The following is a 16,381-nucleotide window of genomic DNA, read 5'->3' as shown; positions in this document are numbered from 1 at the left end:
CCAGTGCCTCTGGCAAAAGAAGCAGCCCCCGGCCCTGGATGCGAACGGGTAGCCTGCCCAGGATCGACCAGAGGAGAACGGCCCCAGCAAACAAAACTAACCCGAGGAGCGTTGCCCAATGGCTCGGGCGGAGCAAGGGAAGTGGTTGATCAAGTTGTTCGGGCGAGGAGAGGGACTCGAGGGCTTCTTTGCGGAACTGGATCATGCGGTGGGTTCCTGCTGGCGGTGCATCAGGTCGGCGAAGGGACCCGGCATGTTGCTGAGTTCGTTGAAGGATCCTTGCTGCACGATCTGTCCCGCCTCCATGACGACGATGCGGTCGGCGTGGCGAATAGTGCTCAGCCTGTGGGCGATCACCAGTCGTGTCAGACCCATTTGATGCAGGTTGCGGCTCACCTCAGCCTGGCTGCGGTTGTCGAGGGCGCTTGTGGCTTCATCAAGTAGCAAAAGGGCTGGTTGCCGCACCAGTGCCCGGGCGATGGCCAGCCGCTGCCGCTGACCTCCCGAGATGTTGCCTCCTCCCTCAGAGACAACGGTGTGCAGGCCCATCGGGAAGGACTGGATGTCGGTGGCGATGGCGGCTTGCTCTGCGGCATGCCAAACCTGCTCCGGCGTGATCTGGCTCCCACCGGCTATCACGTCTTGGATGGTGCCTGCCAGGAGGGCGGCATCCTGGGGCACCACGCCGATTTGCCGGCGCACCAAATCCAGCCGCAGGCGCTCTAGTGGCCTGCCATCAATGAGGATGGCGCCCTTCTGGGGCTGTACCAGCCCAAGAAGCAGGCGCAGCAGGGTCGACTTACCGCTGCCTGAGGAGCCCACCACTGCCACGAATTCCCCGGGCTGGATGCGGAGCGTCAGGTCGTTGATCACCCAAGGACCATCGTCCCCGTAGCGAAATTGAATGCCTTCGTAGGCAACCCCTCCTCGCAACGGCCCTGGGTCCACCCTTTGGAGCTCAGCGGATTCGGGGATGGCGCTGAGGATGGGTTTGGCCCGCTCCAGCAGTACGGGCAGCTCAAAGGCTTGAACCATCAGCCCAGCGCTGCTGGCAACGGCACCGATAAAGGTGGTAAAGGCCGAGAAGAAGCCCAGGAGCTGGCCGACGTTCGGAGCCCGCAACGCTGGTTGCAGGGCGGCATCGGCCACCAGCCGGGTGATGAGCAGGATCAAAAGCAGCACGCCCAGATTGGGCACCACGCCCTGAAGCACGGACACCAGGGCGGTGCGCGCCTCCACTGCGGTGCCCGTGTGAATCGCCTGGCCATAGGGCTCCCACCAGTGCCGCAGGGCGGCAGCTTCCACACCCGCCAAACGCAACTTGGAGACGCTGTTGATCAGTTCCAGGTTGCGGCTTCCCGCCTCCGCCAGTAGCTCTTCCCGGCGGCGTTCCAACCGCAGGCTGCCCCGGCCAATGACCAGTGTGATCCCCACCAGGAGTAGGGCGAGCACCACCGCCAGGAGAGTGAGGACGGCGCTGATGCGGAGCATGAAAAGTAGAAACACGGCGCTCAGCAGAGCCTGTAGCGCTCCGCCGCTGAGCAGTGACTGGATCTCCTGCTGTACGTCCTCGATCGATCCGAACCGCAGACTGAGCTCTCCGGCTTTGTAATCCTGAAAAAACGACATCGGGAGCTGCAGCAAGCGATGAATGGCGGCCAGCCGCAGCCGATGTCCACCCCTTTGCTGCACGCTCAGCAGGCTGCGGGTCTCGCTCCAGCGCAAACCCACATCGGCGAGGGCGCCGGCGAGCAGAAGGCCCGCCATCTGCAGGATCAGCCCACTGTCCTTGTCGGGGAGAGCCTGGTTGGTGAGCACAGTGTTGAAGGTGGGCACAAGCAGGCCGAGCAGCGTGCTCAGCAGGGCCGTGATCAGCGCTGGCCTGAAGGGATCGCTTAGCAGTGCAAGGCCAGCCCCCAGCAAGAGGCCCACGCTGCCGAGACCGGCGATCCATCGAGCCGCGCCTACCTCCTTGCCGATAGCCAGCAGAAAGCCAATCGCCAGGCCAAGAATGGCAGAGGCGATCAGCACAGCGGCTTGCTGGGTCGCTGGCCCGTAGCTGAAGTGAACGAGTGCCGTTGCCGACACCTCATCACCTGTTAGGGCGGGGCTGACGCCTAAGGCCTGCCATGGTGCCGGCGCTTGGGGCAGATCAGATCGGTGCAGCCGGCGGGCTGGCTGCCTGGGGGCTGACGGGTCGCGCACCTGATAGCCCCGGGGATCGGAGAGCAACAGGAGGGGGCCGTTATCGGCAAGCAGGATCAGATCGCCGCAGTCGTTCTGTAGATCCGTTGGACCAAGACTGAGTAGAACCCAGATCAAACCTGCTTGCTCCAGCAACCCCTTGAGGTGCTCTAGATGATCGGCTGGTGCAAAGGCCAGGGGGGTATAAGCAGTGCCATGGCGTTCCGCAAGCCATTGCACGAGAGGGCGGAGGTTCTGATCGACGACCATGACGTCATGGCGCGCATAGACGGGCATTCACTTAAACACCTTTGAAAATATGTCTAGCTTTCAAAGCTCCAATGGAATGACATCCATGCCTCTACGCTAAGACTTGCTTGGTTAACTCTAAGCTCAGTCCCTGCTTTAAATGTCTTGTATCATATGCATTGTTATATCTAGCAATAATAAGTTTAGAGCATCCAAGGTCTTGGTGGGTGAACGTAATTTTAGCTTCGAACAATCTGCGACGAATTGTCGGATTTTTAGTCAGCTATCATTCATGTCAAATATGGCTACAGGTAAACTGGCATCGCGTGGCAATAATACATAGCATAACGAGTCATAAATGGCAAAAAAAAAGATGAGCTATAAACTCATCTTTTGCATATAAAAACAGTGGAGCATCTTGCAATAATCTTGACTACTTGATGCAAGATGATAAATATTGAATTGGGACAAAAAGGCTAAAGCATCCCAAGTCTGGCACGCGCTTAAGAGTGTTGTTACCACCTCAACTGAGTACGGCTTTCCACTTTTGCTCTCCAATTATTGTTGCCAAATTTCCACATCATGCTGACGCCCCACATTAGTGCTGCTCCAGCCAAAATGAAAGCACCTGTAACAAGGAATCCTCCTTGAACCTCATCTAAATCTTCCAAACCCAATTCAACGATTTGAGTTGCGCCGGATGATGTCATTAAGAATGCCTCTCGGAACAGCAAATTTACTATAGGGTAATGACCTAAGCCCCATTGCAGCCGCGGATACACAATGCAACAATATAAGAATAACTTATGACATGGTGGCAACCTATAAATTTAATCTATACTTTTACCCGTTCTTTTCGCTGATTTGCTTATGCGGATCTACAAAATTGGTGAATCTTAGTATAATAGGACACTCACCGTAGGCCAGTTGTGGCAGTGAGGTGGAGACCCACAGCACCGCCACGGTGCAGAGGCGCCGGGCCTGGAGCTTGCGGGCCCATAAGTGAGCGCGCTCAGCCGGGATGAAACGGGGCTTCTTGACCGGCTTGCCGCGGCGGCCATAGAAGACCGTGATGCGCTCGGCATCGGCGGCCTTGATCCCACCGGGATAGACGAACACCGCCAGCTGGCGGATTTCGCAGCGGGGAGAGAAGGAGGCCATCACGAGGAAGGCGAGGGACGCCCGCGATCAGCCCCGGCTTGCCCCAGGAGGCAAGGACCGCGCAGCTGCTCGGCCTGATCCTTGCCGCCTGGGGCGGGCTGGGGCAGCGGTGCTCAGGCCCTCGCCGACCGTGAGGCTCCGTACCCCGCGCGTGCTGACCCTCTGCAAGTGGCATCGTTCGTCCCGGTGGATCGCCGGCCTGCTGTCGTCGCCTGGCCGGACGATTGGCCTTGGCGGTTGCGACCAGCAGAAAGGCAGGGCCCCAGGGGAGCCCCGCCAGGCCGCTGGCCTCAGAAGGGAATGAGCGCCTCGATCACTGGATCAACCGGCATTGCTGGGGCAGCTGCCTGCTGATCGAACAGCACTTGGGCCGCCAGCTCAGACACTCGTGACCAGCGCGCACTGCCGAAGTCCAGATCTTCCAGCACCTGCCAGGAGAACTAGCTCCTGCTTCTGCGATCGTTCGATCGCTAAATGGGAGGATCCTCTTTAAAAAATAGCCAGGTCCCTGTTGGACCGCATAAGAATCCGAAGTCATTACCAGTTCAACCCTAAACCCATTGCGTGGCAATCACTCTCGAGCAGATGGACCCTCAAGCCTGGTTCATATACGGATCCGCATAAGAACCCTTGCCCCTCGCCCTGGCCGACCTGCCTGCCTGCCTGGATGATCTGACTGGAACCATGCAGATCCTGCATAACTTTCCCCTCGGCCAACCACGGGTTCTGGCAATGGTTGAGACCCCACCAGCAGCCAGTGCCCACCACCCGCCGCAGCAGGACAACCACCGCAGCAACTTTCTCTTCAGTGTCCCAGCCCCCTAACCAACCCCCCTGGCTGGAACACCCCACCCTCGCTGGCCTGAGAGACCGCCTGCAGCTGGTCTACGACTGCTGGACCCTGCTGGAGCTCCCCGACGGCACCAGCCGCCGGCCGGTCTACCTCCCCCACGGCATCGAGGAGCCCGAGACCTGCTACCTCAAGCGACTGGAAGCAGCCCGCCCCACCGGCTTCTACCGCGATGCCCTACGCACCTACGCCGGGATGCTGTCCCGCCTGAGCTGGCAGGAGCTGCCCGACTCGCTGAGCCGGGTGGCCACTGATGTCGATGGCCAGGGCACCGACCTGGGGGTGTTCCTGTTCCTGGCCGATCTGCTCACCCTGCGCGATGGCGGCTGCCTGATCCTGCAGCTGCCACCCCAGCACCGCTGGCCCTCAGAAGGTGACCGGCTGGAAGCCCTCGCCAAGGGTGACCGGCTCTCCCTGCCGCGGCTGCAGCTGGTGCCCCGAGGCGACCTCCTCAACTGGCGCCTGCCTACCGATACCGCCAGTGCGGCTCCGGCGTCGGGCCCGGTGGAGATCGTTTGGCGGGAGCCGCGCCGCCAGGCACTGCCGCCCCGTTTCGCCACTGGTAATGCTGCTGTACCAACCGTGCTGATCGACGCCCATGGCGGCCTGGTGCCGGACCCGCAGGCCTGGCTTTACCGAAGCCTCTCGGTGACGGATGACGGTCTGGTGCTGCGCAGCTGGCAGGCCAATCCCAATCCTGGCGCCGTTGATGGCTACGACGTGGTGCCGGTGGGGGAGCCTTCGCTGCTGCCGCAGCGCTTTGACCTGCCGGCTCTCTGGTACTCAGTAGATGGCAGCGCCTTTGGTGAGGGGGATCTGCCCCACCTGGGTCTGGCCCACCAATACCTCAACCACTACCGCTGCCGCAGCGATTACGAGGATCTGTTGTCACGCACCGCGCTGCCGGTGGGCGTACGCACCGGGCTGGTGGATGCCTACGGCTTCCGGCGCAGCGATGGCGCTCTGGGATCTCCGCAAGGAGCTGGAGCCGGGGATGCCCAACGCCCCCAGCGCCTGGTGCTCTCCACCTCCTCCTTTATGGACCTGCCGGAGGGTGCCAAGTTCCAGTGGGTCGAAATCGAGGCTCGTTCTCTGGCGGAGCACCGGGCTTACCTGCAGCAGCTAGAGGAAGCCATACGCCGTGACGCCTTGATCCCGGCGGGACACCCGGCCGGCGGCCATGGCCCAGCCCGCACCGAGCTGGAGATTTCGCTCACCGCCGGCCAGAGCTTTGCGGTGCTGCAGTCGCTTGCAGGCCAGAAGAGCTCGATGCTCAGCACCCTGCTGCGCCAGTGGACCCGCCTCACCGGCGAAAAGCTCTCCGACACGCCGGCCTGCAGCGTGGAGATCTCCCCACTGGTGCCGCCCCAGCCCCCGCGCAAACCCCAGCCTTCGGTGCAGGAGTGGCTGGTGCTGCATGAGCGGGGGGTGATCGACGGGGCTGAGCTGCGTCAGCAGCTGGGGCTGGGCGAGCCCAACGTGGCCAGTGGCGGTTGAGCTGGCAAACGAGGGCATGACCCAGCTCTCCCCACCCATCTGTTCCTGGCGCCCCGGTGACACAGAAGCCCTGCGCATCGCCCTCTCCATCTCCGTCACCAGTGCTGCGCTGGCGGCGTTGAACCGGGAGATGGCCATGCTCCAGACCCACTACCCCACGGGGGTGTGCACCGCCCAGAGCCATCTCAATGCGATCGCCGGCCTCGATCAGCAGCTAGCAGTGCTGACCCCAGCCGAGGTGAACAGCCCGGTCCGCAGCAGCCGCAAAGGCGTGGCCGGTGGCGTCGTGCCCAACCCGCTGCCGCTGAGCAAGTTGGCGGTGGTCGATTACGCCACCGAGCTGCTGCTGGAGGAAACCGAAAGCGAGTGGAACCCAGAGGGCCCATCACCGGCGTTGGTGCTGAACCGGCACAGGAGCCAGCACATCGGCCAGCTGGCGCTGCTTTTGCCGCGGCTGCAGAACTGGCGCCAGTGCAACCCCGACCCCTTCCAGGGATCTCTGGTGCGGGGTTGAGCAATGGAGCAGCCCCTCTCGCCGCTGAACCAGGGTCTAAACCCTGTGCGGGCTGCAGGGCAGTGGGGGCAACTGGTGGGATTGCCGGCGGCATCACCAGCGCTCGACAGCCGGGTGGCACTGCCCGTGGCGGCGCCTCTATGGCTGGCCTTGCAGCCCTACGCCAATGCCCGACTCTGCTTGTTTGAAGTGGACCGGCCCGAAAGCCGCAACCCCATCCCGATCCGCCGACACGTGATCGACTGCTTCCTCGAGCAAGGCGGCATCGTGGGCGGCTACAACGACACCGCTCTCACCGATCCGGGGGATGTGCTGCTGCGCGGTTACCTCTGCCGTGCGGCAATCCTGCCGATAAGCACCAGCAACACCTTTGACTGGCTGGCGGCTGAACTGCCCTGGGCCACCCCAGGCTTTCGCGGTGAGGCACCGCTGCCCTGGGATCCAACGCTGCTGGGCACGGTGCAGGCCCCCTGCCAGGGGGTGATGTGGCTAGGGGACCTAGCCCAGCTGTCGCCTCAGGGTGGTCTGCCATCAGGAGGTCGGGCCCAATTCGCCGGCTGCCTGGTGCAGCACTTCGGGGCGGACTACGGCCCTGGCGGCATCGGTTTATTGGTACAGCCGCTGCTGGGGGAAGCGATCCAGCTGGTGCTTAGGCCCCACAGCGTGCTGGTGCTCAGAAGTGGCGACACCTTGAACTTGATAGCTGAGCGCTATGGCACCACCGTGGCCACCTTGCGGCGGAGCAACCCCCAGCTGGAAAGCACCCAAACGATCACCGCAGTCGAGGGTGACTCGCTTGCGGTCCTGGCCGGCCGCCATGGCACGACTGAAAGCAAGCTGCGCAGCCTCAACCCGGTGCTGCAGCAAAGCGAGGCCTACCTCACCAGTGAGGGGGAAACCTGAGCAGCGTGGCGGCCGAACAGAATCTCACTCTTTCTCTGCTGCGCGAGTTCAATCCGGAGCTGAGCAGCTGGCCATGAGAGGAACATCTGCCGGCTGGCACCACCCTGCTGCTGCCCATCTATCACTCCACCACGCCGATCCCGGCCGGGATGCAACTGCTGGTGCCGGGTTATCTGCCCTCCACTCCCTTACCTGCTGGCGAGTGGATCTACCTGCCGGCGAGGCGCTCTGCTCCTGTGATGGATGAGCTGCCTGAGCAGGGCTTTTGAAGAGCTGGCAACAGCAGATGCGAGCGCAGCCCGGACGGGGCGCCCGCAACACCACAGCCGTGATGGGTGATGTCCTTCTCCTTCTTTTCAACCCCTGCTTCTCAGTCCCCTGCTCCCGCCGTGCCTTGGCAGACCTACCGGCAGCAGCAGCAGCAACCCAACCAGGGCCCTGCTGCCTCCCTGGCTCCACTAGCTGCTGAACTTGACCCCCTCGACGAGGCCGACGATGAGGCCAGCGGCCACGACGTCGGCACCGGTGACGACAGCTTTGACACTGCCCCTCCCCAGGACCCAGGTGTCAGCGGCAGCAGCGACAACGACGACGCTCCTGGTGCCACCACCAGCAATGCTGAGCCGCTGCGGGCTGAACGACGCCGCAGCAACCAGCTCGAAAAAGAGCTGCGCAAGGCCCGTGCCCAGCTGTCCCGTTTTTCGGAGATCAACCCCGATGAATACGCCCGCCTGCAGGACGCCGAGCGCAAGCGCGAGGAATTTGAGCGTCAGGTGGGCGACCGCGAACGCCAGCTCAATGAGGCCAACATCCGACGAGTGCGCAGCGTTGAAAAGGAACGGGATGAGGCCCGCTCCCAAGTGCAGAACCTGCGCAAGGAGCGCTTGCTGGAGCGACTTTTCTCAGAAGCCGAGGGCCGCGTCGGCGGCGACGAGCGGGGGACGTTCTTTGACACCTTCGTGACGCTGTGCGGTGGTCACTTCCAGCTAGAGGATGTGGACGGCCGCGAGCGGCTGCTTCCCGTCGATGGCAAGGGCCAACCCCTCACTGCCGATGGGGTCGCCCTCTCCGATGGCGATTACATGGAGGAGCTGCGCCGTCACCCGGTGTTCAGCTTCCTTTTCCAGCAGCGCAGTGGCTTGTATGCAGGCACGGTTGCTGAGGCGGGCCATGACCACAGCGCTGTTCCCAATCTGCAGACGCTGAGCACCGCCGAGCTCTACCTAGGGCTTGCTGAGGAACCAATATCCATTGCGCTGCAGTTGATTCCAGGGGTGGTCTCACGTTAAAATGAGCCAAATGTAGCCATTCCTGGCTTAGAACAATCTGCTGACACGCCAATGTACGTTTTTCAGCACGCAGGTCAGCTATCGATCGAGGAGTTTTACACGCCCTTCGGCGGCAAGCTGGATGCCAATAATCGCTGGGTTCTGCTTCGTAACCTGATTCCATGGATGCCGCTGGAAGGCCAGTATGCACCCCAATTCAGTGCCAAGACAGGAGCACCGGCCAAGCCGTTTCAGATGGCGTTCGGTGCGCTCTACATCCAGCAACGCCTGGGAGTGACAGACCGCGAAACGGTTCAGCTGATCACGGAATCACCGTATCTACAATTTTTCATTGGCTTGAGTGCGTACCAGGCAATGCCACCGTTTGATCCATCGATGATGGTGCATTTTCGTAAGCGCATTGGCCCTGATCTGGTCAAGATCTGCAATGACATGACCAAGGCCAATGGCATTGCGATGATTAAAGAGATGCTGGTTTCGGCGGAGGAGGATGATAGCGAACAAGAAGAGGAGCAACAGCTTGCTGCCATCGACGAAGCGCTAGGGGTGAAGCCTGCAACGTTGGATCCTGAATGTAACTGGGGTACTCTGATTCTCGATGCAACCTGCGTGCCTGATGACATTCCCTACCCAGTAGATCTGAGGTTGCTGAACGAAGCGAGAGAGGCGACTGAGAAGATCATCGACGAACTGTTCAAGCAGTTGCAGGGAAAGATCAATCGCAAACCCCGCTGCAACCGGGATAAAGCTCGGAATCGGTTTCTGGCCATCATCAAGAAGAAAAGGCCCAAATGCGCAGAGATCCGGGAGGTCAAGCGCTTTCAGCTCAACGAGATCCGGAGAAACCTCAGAGCAATTGATCAGATGATCCATTGCGGTGCAATGCTTTTGGAGCTTGGAACCCAGCTCTACCGCAAGCTGCTGATCACCAGTGAACTGTACCGGCAGCAGCAGGAGATGTATGACGCTGATAGCCGGCGCATCGACGATCGAATTGTCAATTTGTCAAAACCACACGTGCGGCCGATCGTGAGGGGCAAGGCAGGAAGGCGAACAGAGTTCGGTGCGAAGATCTCAATATCAGATGATAATGGTTTTGTAGATGTGGATCGAATCAGCTGGGACAACTACAATGAAGCCAACGACCTGATCACACGTGCCAAGCAATACAAGGAAGAGCGAGGGTACTATCCAGCACGAATCTGTGCCGATTCAATCTATATGACATTAGGCAACAAGAAGTTCTGCGCAGAAAATAACATCAGGCTCAGTGGCCGTCCACGCAAGAAGCAGGTAGAGGCCGAGGTGCAGACAGCAGAGCAACAAGAGCTTTTTAAATCAGACTTGAGAAAGCGTTCCGTGATCGAAGGAAGAATCGGAACGAGCAAACGGAAATATGGACTGGATCGGATCATGACCAAGCTGATTGAAACATCAAGAACGGTGATCACGATGGCGTTCTTTGTGATGAATGCCGAGAAGGTTCTCAGGCTACTGCGCCTCTTATTCTCTATTCTTGTCTCTGTGTACATCCTGATGCTCTATTTGCTCGCCTCCTGGCGCCGTCCAGCGCTTCTGTGGGCTGCTTAGTCGGCTTCTAGGAGTAAAATTGAGGTCACCAGCGCTTGGCGCTGCAGGCTGAGATCGCGGCCCTTGGCGCGGACGAAAAACCCGCGAATGAAATTCAGCAAGCCCTAAGTACTGCTTCGAGACAGGCTGCAGCCATAGAGGTTGTTCTAGCTGGATTGCCCTCAATCGTGTCAGTTAATTATGTCTTATTTGCTTAATGGGTCCTTCCTGGGTATATAGCATGCGAGGTAATTAGAACCGCACCGGCAGGCCAGGCACAGGGCAGATGTTTTGGGACGTCGACTCAAATCGGCTAATGTGGCTATAGCAATTCCTACCTGCCTCCCCTGGGCCAGGAGCCCCCCTCATCGCTTATCAGGAGCCCCCAATGGAAGTGAGCATCACAGAAGCATCGATAGCGCTTGGCTTTCGGAGCCGCAGCACGATCTACAGGCTGCTCAAGAGCGGATCATTGAGTGAGTTCGAGCGCACCAGCCCATCCGGTGCACGCTGCCTTGAACTCGACGGACTGGCGGACACGGTGAGGCGATTGCTGAGGAGGCAGGTCAACAGCGCCACCCCGGTGCCAAGCGTTGCTCCTGCTCTGGACTGGTGGGGTGATGTGGCATCTAGCTGTAACCGCTACCTCGATGTTGACTGCTGGGGGCCACCGCCATGGAGCCCTCTGCAGTGGTCAGTGCTGGTGGGGGTAGCCCAAATGGCTGTTGAGGAGTTGGGCAATGCAGGCTGAAGTTCTTGGCTGCTCCAGGGCCCAGGGGCACCTCCGCCTCCGCAGTGCCATACGCACTGCTGATGCCGCCTACCGGGCGGGCCAGGCGTACCTCAGCGACGTTGAATTTGATGGGCTGGTGGCAGAGCTGCAGCAGCTCGACCCCTCTGCACCAGAGCTGCTTACTCCCGGCGGGGGCAGCAAGCTGTTGAGCCTCGACAAACAGGAATTGAGCGACTGGCTGGCGGGTCTTGGTGCGGCCGCTGCTGGCCGCTTCTCGGTGACCCCCAAGCTCGACGGGTGCGCCATTGCTCTGGAGTACCGCCAGGGCCTCCTCACGGCCGCGTGGACACGCAGCGGCGCGGACGCGATGCACCTGTTGCCCCTGGTTGAAACCGTGCCGCCCAGGCTCGGCGCACCGATAAGTGTGCAGATCCGCGGTGAGCTGTACGGCCTCGATGGACGCCAGAGCACACCCGCTGCGGCCCTGCGCCGCAAGGTGCCCAGCGGTAAGGGCCTGGTGTTCGCTGCATTTGAGGTGATGCAGAGTGCGGCCGATCACGCCATCCAGCTGTTGGCGCTGGAGCGCTGGGGTCTGCCCATCCCCCCATACCTGCTTTGTGGCGCCCCACAGCTGGCACGCCACCACCGCTTATGGCTGCAGGGCCAACTGTGGAGCGAGTTGCCCACCGATGGGCTGGTAGTGCAGCTGGATGACGGCCAGCAGCGCAGAAAGCTGGGTGTCAATAGCGTTGCGCCCCACTACGCCCTGGCCCTGAAGCGCTGAGTCGGCCGTGTTTTCAGGGGTAGGGGCCTAATTCAGGCGATCACGAGAATGCACCTCTAATCGCCAGATCCATTCTGGTGCATGGGTTTTGCCCCGATCACGTCTCGACGTGGGGCGAGGCTCGTGGGATCCGTTCGTTGCTCTGCTGCGGTCGGGCGTTCTTCTTGCTGACCTAAGATTCACGGCTGCTACAACCACATTTGGAGGGGCCCTGGCAGGGGATATCTGTACCGACCGCTCCAGGTGTCAATAGGACGAAAGCTGAGGATCAACGGCAGCCGGACGGGTCTGTTGCTCGAGACGAATCAACTCAAACCCTCATGGCAGCGTGCGTGCGGGTTGGGTTGATGGGTGGGAGCCTGCATTACTTCCGGCGTTTCGCGGCGCAGGCTTGACACACATTGCGTTTGAGTCGTAGGAGCGGGTCCCTTATTAATTAGTGCCAGTTCAAGTATTAACGGTAAGTTTCTCCGTCAGAGCTGGTTGCGATTTTAGTCCTTCGCATAAACCTCGGCCCAGTTGTTTCCACGTGCGCCAAGTTCAGCCAGGACCCTGATCGGCCGCATTCCTTCGTGGGGAGCCCAGTCAAACTGCAGAGCCTTCAGGATCGCGGCTTCGATTTCTGGGGCGTCGGACTTCGGCACGCTGAAAACCAATTCGTCATGGATGAACATGCGCAGCATGGGAACGATCTCCACCGGCAGTCGCAGGATCCCTTCGACCATCAGATCACGGGCGCAGCCGCAGCCCACCAGAGCCGGGGCCTGGGTGTAGGCCCGCTCCGGGTTCACGCGCATCATGCGGCCGAAGCCGTTGTCCAGGGGTACCCCCTGTTCGCCCTTCTTACGGACCGTCTCCTGCCATTCGCGCAGGCGGGGGAAGCGGCGAAAGAAGGTTCCGAGCGTGCGGACGGCTTCTAATTCGCTCTGACCGGTGACCTTGGCCAGGGTGCTGGCCGCCATGCCGTAGTTGATCCCGTGGTTGATCGGCTTCGCGTCGCTGCGGCGGGCGGGATCGCCCCAGATGGCTTTGGCCACTTCGGTGTGGATGTCGCGGGGCAGGCCGGTGGCGGGGTCGATGTCGAACAGCGCCATATAGGCCGGGTCCTGGGAGTGGACCGCCACGGCCCGGGCGTCGATCTGCGACAGGTCGCAGGCGATCAGCACGTGGTCGTCGGAATCAGGCAGGAAGATGGCCCGTTCGGCGACCTTCCCGCCACGCTTACCTAGGTTGGTCATGCCGGGGCGCACGCTGAAGCGACCGTTCAGCTGGCAGGCGAACAACTCCGGGTGGATCCGATCGCCCTGAAGGTGGTTCAGGACCATCTGGTACACAGTGCGAATGCCGTTCAGGCGCTGGATTGCTTCAGCCAGTCGTATAACCTCCGGGCTGCTGCCGGCCGATTCGATTAGCTCCTTCATGGTTTCGTTGGACGTGCTGACATTGCCCTTATCTGTGAGAGGCAGGGTCACGCCCATGTCGGCGAAGGCGCGGCAGATGGCGTCTTTCCCGGCCTGCGTGGCGGCGGGGTTCTTCGCCCGTTTCCCGTCGGCGGTAGTGGTGGGCAGGTCGTAGGTCTCCACCAGCCAGTGCAAGCATTCGTCCTTAGCGCGCTGGCCCTCGGCGATGCGCTGGTGGAGCAGATCCACGTCAACCCGGAAGCCGTTCAGGGTGATGCTTGCGGCTAGGCGGGCCATCAGCCGCATCTCTCGCTGCTGGTAAGGGGTGAGCCGGCCGCCGGGTGCGAAACGCTCGAACAGGCCCTGGGCGATAGCGACGTCCTGGCGGCAGTAGTCGATGTAGGCAGGATCGTCGACCGGTATCTGATCAATGCCGCCGTGCTGTTCGCCTAGTCGCACGACGTTGTCGGATTTCGGCTGGCCCAGCAGCTGTTCTCCCAAGCGATCCAAGGACCAGTTCTTCATGGCTTTCTCGCCGTCACCGCCGACGGGGGGCAGGGCCAGGGCCGCCAGGACCATGGTGTCGATCAGCTGTCCCTGTTCCCCTGCCTGGAGCAGGTCGAAGCCGTGATGACGGGCCAGCACCAGGAAGTCGAAGCCGAAGCCGTTATGGGCCACCAGGACGCCGCCATGGCCCAGCACCACTTCGGGGTCTGTGGATGTAACGATGCCATCTGGGCTGGTATGGCCGATCAGTCGCACGAAGCCCGTCACTCCCGGGGCAAACCGCTGGTTGGCGCTGCGGGTTTCCAGGTCAAAGACCATCGGTACCTCAGATCCCAAAATTGCCGACGGAGTGGCGGTAGTCGGTAGTTCTGGGCTGGGAACCGCCGACCGGGCGACTTCCTTGTCGGAGAGGGGGTTCGGGGCTTCTGTCGAAGACGCTGGTCGGCAGTTTTCAGGGGGGTCGGCAGTTTTTTCGCACCCTGGCTTAGGGAATATTTCAACCTCTGTCGGTGAGATATGTCCCTCAGAGGGGGTTAGGGAAAAATCGCCGACTGGCCCCAAAACTGCCGACTGTGCCCCCCCCGCAGGCCCAGAACCTATGCCGCCACTGGGATCTGACCCGTCGACAGTTTTTCCGTTGTCGTCGCCAGCACCGCCCCCAAAACCACCGACACGGTCGTCGCCGCCTTCGTCGTCTTGGGTTTCCGGGTCAATGACCTTCAAAGCGAAGGACTTCGACCCCCCTTTCGGAGTGAATTCATCGACCCCGCAGCTACGGACCTTTTCAAAGAACCCGTTCCTGCCGCCGGGGTTGTAGCCGTTGTCTTGGGCCCAGGACTGCCAGCTGGTCCACACGATCGCCCTGGGAGTCCCTTCGGGTCGTTCGACTGGCCTTGTCATCTCGTCCAGGTACTCTTTCGCCCTGTTGGACTGCCGGCTGAAGTTGGCCCTAGTGACGTCGTCGGTGCCGATGTAGCCGCCCCGCTCCCGATGGGCCCGCAGTGCCCGTATAAAGCGGTTCAGGATGCCGGGTAGCTCCTCCATGATCGCGGCTTCAATTCGTGGGTCTTCCTTCCCCAGGAACTGGCTGGAGAAATGGAACGGCATCGCCCGTTCCTGGTACGCCCCTGTCGGGTCGTTCACCGCGGGGACGTCATTCGCGCTGAACACCATCAGGGCCTGGTTGGTGAAGTTGAACTGAACCCCGTACTTCCGGTTTGCGGTCAGCTGGTCTTCACCGGTCAGCATCTTCAGGTTCGACAGATCCCTCACGTCCCTGGACGACAGGTCTGCCGCCACGTTCAGAACCTTCCCGTAGAGGTTCGCGCTGGCGAAGCGGTCGTCCGACAGCTGGTGAAGTGTGACCGAACTGGTGTTCTCCTTACCTACCAACGCGATCGCGATCCGCTGGTACGTCGACTTCCCGGAGCGCGGCGGGCCGTACAGGAAGATGAACCGTTGCGGCGTCCTGGTCCTGTCCAGCACCTGGCAGGACACGTCTTCCAGGGCGGCCATCTGGCCCGGCAGCCGTTCTTCCAGCCAGGCTTCGTACTTCGGGCAGGTTGCTTTCGGGTCGTACGACACCGGTACCTGGAACAGGGTCAGGATGTCCGGGTCGTGGGGCAGCAGTTCGCCGGTCATCACGTCGACCAGCCCATTGCGGCAGTTCACCAGCAATAGATCCATCCGCTCCGGGATCACGCGCCCCGCGGCGGTCAGTTCGTTCAGGGCGATTTCTGTAACAAGATCGATGTAGCCCAGGGCGATCTCTTCTCCCAGCGCCCGACAGATCGACAGCTGGAAGAGCCGCGATTCGCCGTTCCGGTAGACGCCCGCTTCGTAGACGACGACGGCCCCCTTCATGGCCTTTTCAGTGCTCCTTTCCCGGGTGATCGCCATCGGCTGCTGGTCGACGAGGTAGTTCCACATCGTCACCGGCAGGAAGCGCTCTTCACGGTTGAAGAACCCCTGGGCTGTCCGCGCCTTCGGCCATGCCGGAGCCCTCCCGGGGATGCGATCCGGAGTCGCCTTCTGGATCAGCCGCAGCATGATTTGCTGCCGATTTTCAGCCGGATGGCCACCCAAGATGTCGTCCAGGCCGTCCTTCCCGCTGCGGCCCGACAGGATGAACAGCACCTGGCGCACCAGGAACTCCGTGGTCAGTGTTTCGGCTAGCTGGGTGGCGGCGTCGTGAACTTCTCGGTTCGTCGTCACGTCAGCGTCGAAGGCGATGAAGACCTTTCGCCCGGCCAGCGGGATCTCATGAAGGCAGGGAATCGGCCGCCCGTCCTTCAACCAGCCCCTGCAGCCGCTGATCCCCACCACTGCGTAGCGGTCGGCCCCTTCCGCCCCGGCCAGTGCCGATGCTGCGGCCAGGTGCTGCTTCGTTCCTTCTACGATCAACAGGGGCGCGCCAGCGTCCATGACCAGGTCCCGGCACCCGGGCGGCACCGACAGAACCATCGTCGAGTCCTTCGGGAACCTGTAGCCCTTCTTTTTGCCGTCCTGGCCGGTGGGCGGTTTGTCCAGCCGGAGCTGAGGTAGAACGTCACCGGTGACGGTGGTCCAGGAGAACAGGATCGCGCCTTTATCCGCGTCCTTCCTCAGGTGGGCCAGCGATTCGGGCAGGTCCGACGGCTCCAGGACGGAGCGGATGCCTTCCATCCGCTCCACGTCGATGGCGGCGTCGGCCAGGAACCGCCGGTGTTCTGGTGTCAGGGGGGCAGTCGATGGGTCTGCGC

General features: G+C 61.4%; 12 protein-coding genes. 7 read left to right on the top strand and 5 right to left on the bottom strand.

Annotated features, from left to right (window positions below):
- Positions 1-201: 201 nt before the first annotated feature.
- The 4 genes from H8F27_RS03585 to H8F27_RS03570 form a co-directional block, all read right to left on the bottom strand.
- Positions 202-2,481, bottom strand: a complete 2,280-nt coding sequence (locus H8F27_RS03585; protein ID WP_197151308.1) for an ATP-binding cassette domain-containing protein — start codon at positions 2,479-2,481, stop codon at positions 202-204.
- Positions 2,482-2,948: 467 nt separating this feature from the next.
- Entirely contained in the window at positions 2,949-3,143 is a 195-nt protein-coding gene (locus H8F27_RS03580; RefSeq protein WP_197151300.1) for a hypothetical protein, read from the bottom strand.
- A 133-nt stretch (positions 3,144-3,276) separates the two neighbouring features.
- Entirely contained in the window at positions 3,277-3,594 is a 318-nt protein-coding gene (locus tag H8F27_RS03575; protein WP_231596500.1) for a hypothetical protein, read from the bottom strand.
- 290 nt (positions 3,595-3,884) lie between these two features.
- Positions 3,885-4,022 (bottom strand): hypothetical protein, encoded by a 138-nt coding sequence (locus tag H8F27_RS03570; RefSeq protein ID WP_197151298.1) that lies wholly within the window; start codon positions 4,020-4,022, stop codon positions 3,885-3,887.
- 380 nt (positions 4,023-4,402) lie between these two features.
- Between H8F27_RS03570 and H8F27_RS03560 the strand changes: the two genes are divergently transcribed.
- The 7 genes from H8F27_RS03560 (at position 4,403) to H8F27_RS03530 (ending at position 11,733) form a co-directional block, all read left to right on the top strand.
- Complete coding sequence (locus tag H8F27_RS03560) at positions 4,403-5,941, top strand: DUF4055 domain-containing protein (RefSeq protein WP_231596499.1); 1,539 nt, start codon at positions 4,403-4,405, stop codon at positions 5,939-5,941.
- 16 nt (positions 5,942-5,957) lie between these two features.
- On the top strand, positions 5,958-6,455 hold the full coding sequence (locus H8F27_RS03555; RefSeq protein WP_197151296.1) for a hypothetical protein: 498 nt from the start codon (positions 5,958-5,960) through the stop codon (positions 6,453-6,455).
- A gap of 3 nt (positions 6,456-6,458) precedes the next feature.
- The gene (locus H8F27_RS03550; protein ID WP_197151295.1) at positions 6,459-7,358 is read left to right on the top strand and encodes a LysM domain-containing protein; all 900 of its coding nucleotides are present in this window, start codon (positions 6,459-6,461) and stop codon (positions 7,356-7,358) included.
- A 338-nt stretch (positions 7,359-7,696) separates the two neighbouring features.
- A complete protein-coding gene (locus H8F27_RS03545) occupies positions 7,697-8,647 on the top strand; it encodes a hypothetical protein (RefSeq protein WP_197151289.1) in 951 nt (316 codons plus the stop codon).
- Between the two features lie 51 nt (positions 8,648-8,698).
- Positions 8,699-10,237 carry an IS5 family transposase gene (locus H8F27_RS03540; protein WP_197151288.1) on the top strand — a complete coding sequence of 513 codons (1,539 nt, stop codon included), beginning with the start codon at positions 8,699-8,701 and terminating at the stop codon, positions 10,235-10,237.
- A 373-nt stretch (positions 10,238-10,610) separates the two neighbouring features.
- Entirely contained in the window at positions 10,611-10,967 is a 357-nt protein-coding gene (locus H8F27_RS03535; protein WP_197151287.1) for a hypothetical protein, read from the top strand.
- Positions 10,957-11,733, top strand: coding sequence for a hypothetical protein (locus H8F27_RS03530; protein ID WP_197151286.1), 777 nt, complete (start codon positions 10,957-10,959; stop codon positions 11,731-11,733). Before H8F27_RS03535 ends, H8F27_RS03530 begins: the two co-directional genes overlap by 11 nt.
- A gap of 491 nt (positions 11,734-12,224) precedes the next feature.
- Here H8F27_RS03530 and H8F27_RS03525 read toward each other — a convergent pair whose 3' ends face one another.
- The gene (locus H8F27_RS03525) at positions 12,225-16,304 is read right to left on the bottom strand and encodes a phage/plasmid primase, P4 family (RefSeq protein WP_231596498.1); all 4,080 of its coding nucleotides are present in this window, start codon (positions 16,302-16,304) and stop codon (positions 12,225-12,227) included.
- Positions 16,305-16,381 lie beyond the last annotated feature (77 nt).

It is taken from the genome of Synechococcus sp. CBW1108 (genome assembly GCF_015840335.1).
In the GTDB taxonomy this organism is placed as follows: Bacteria; Cyanobacteriota; Cyanobacteriia; order PCC-6307; family Cyanobiaceae; genus Cyanobium_A.
The sequence above is the reverse complement of the archived record's forward strand: the minus strand, read 5'-3'. Positions and strand labels throughout refer to the sequence as shown.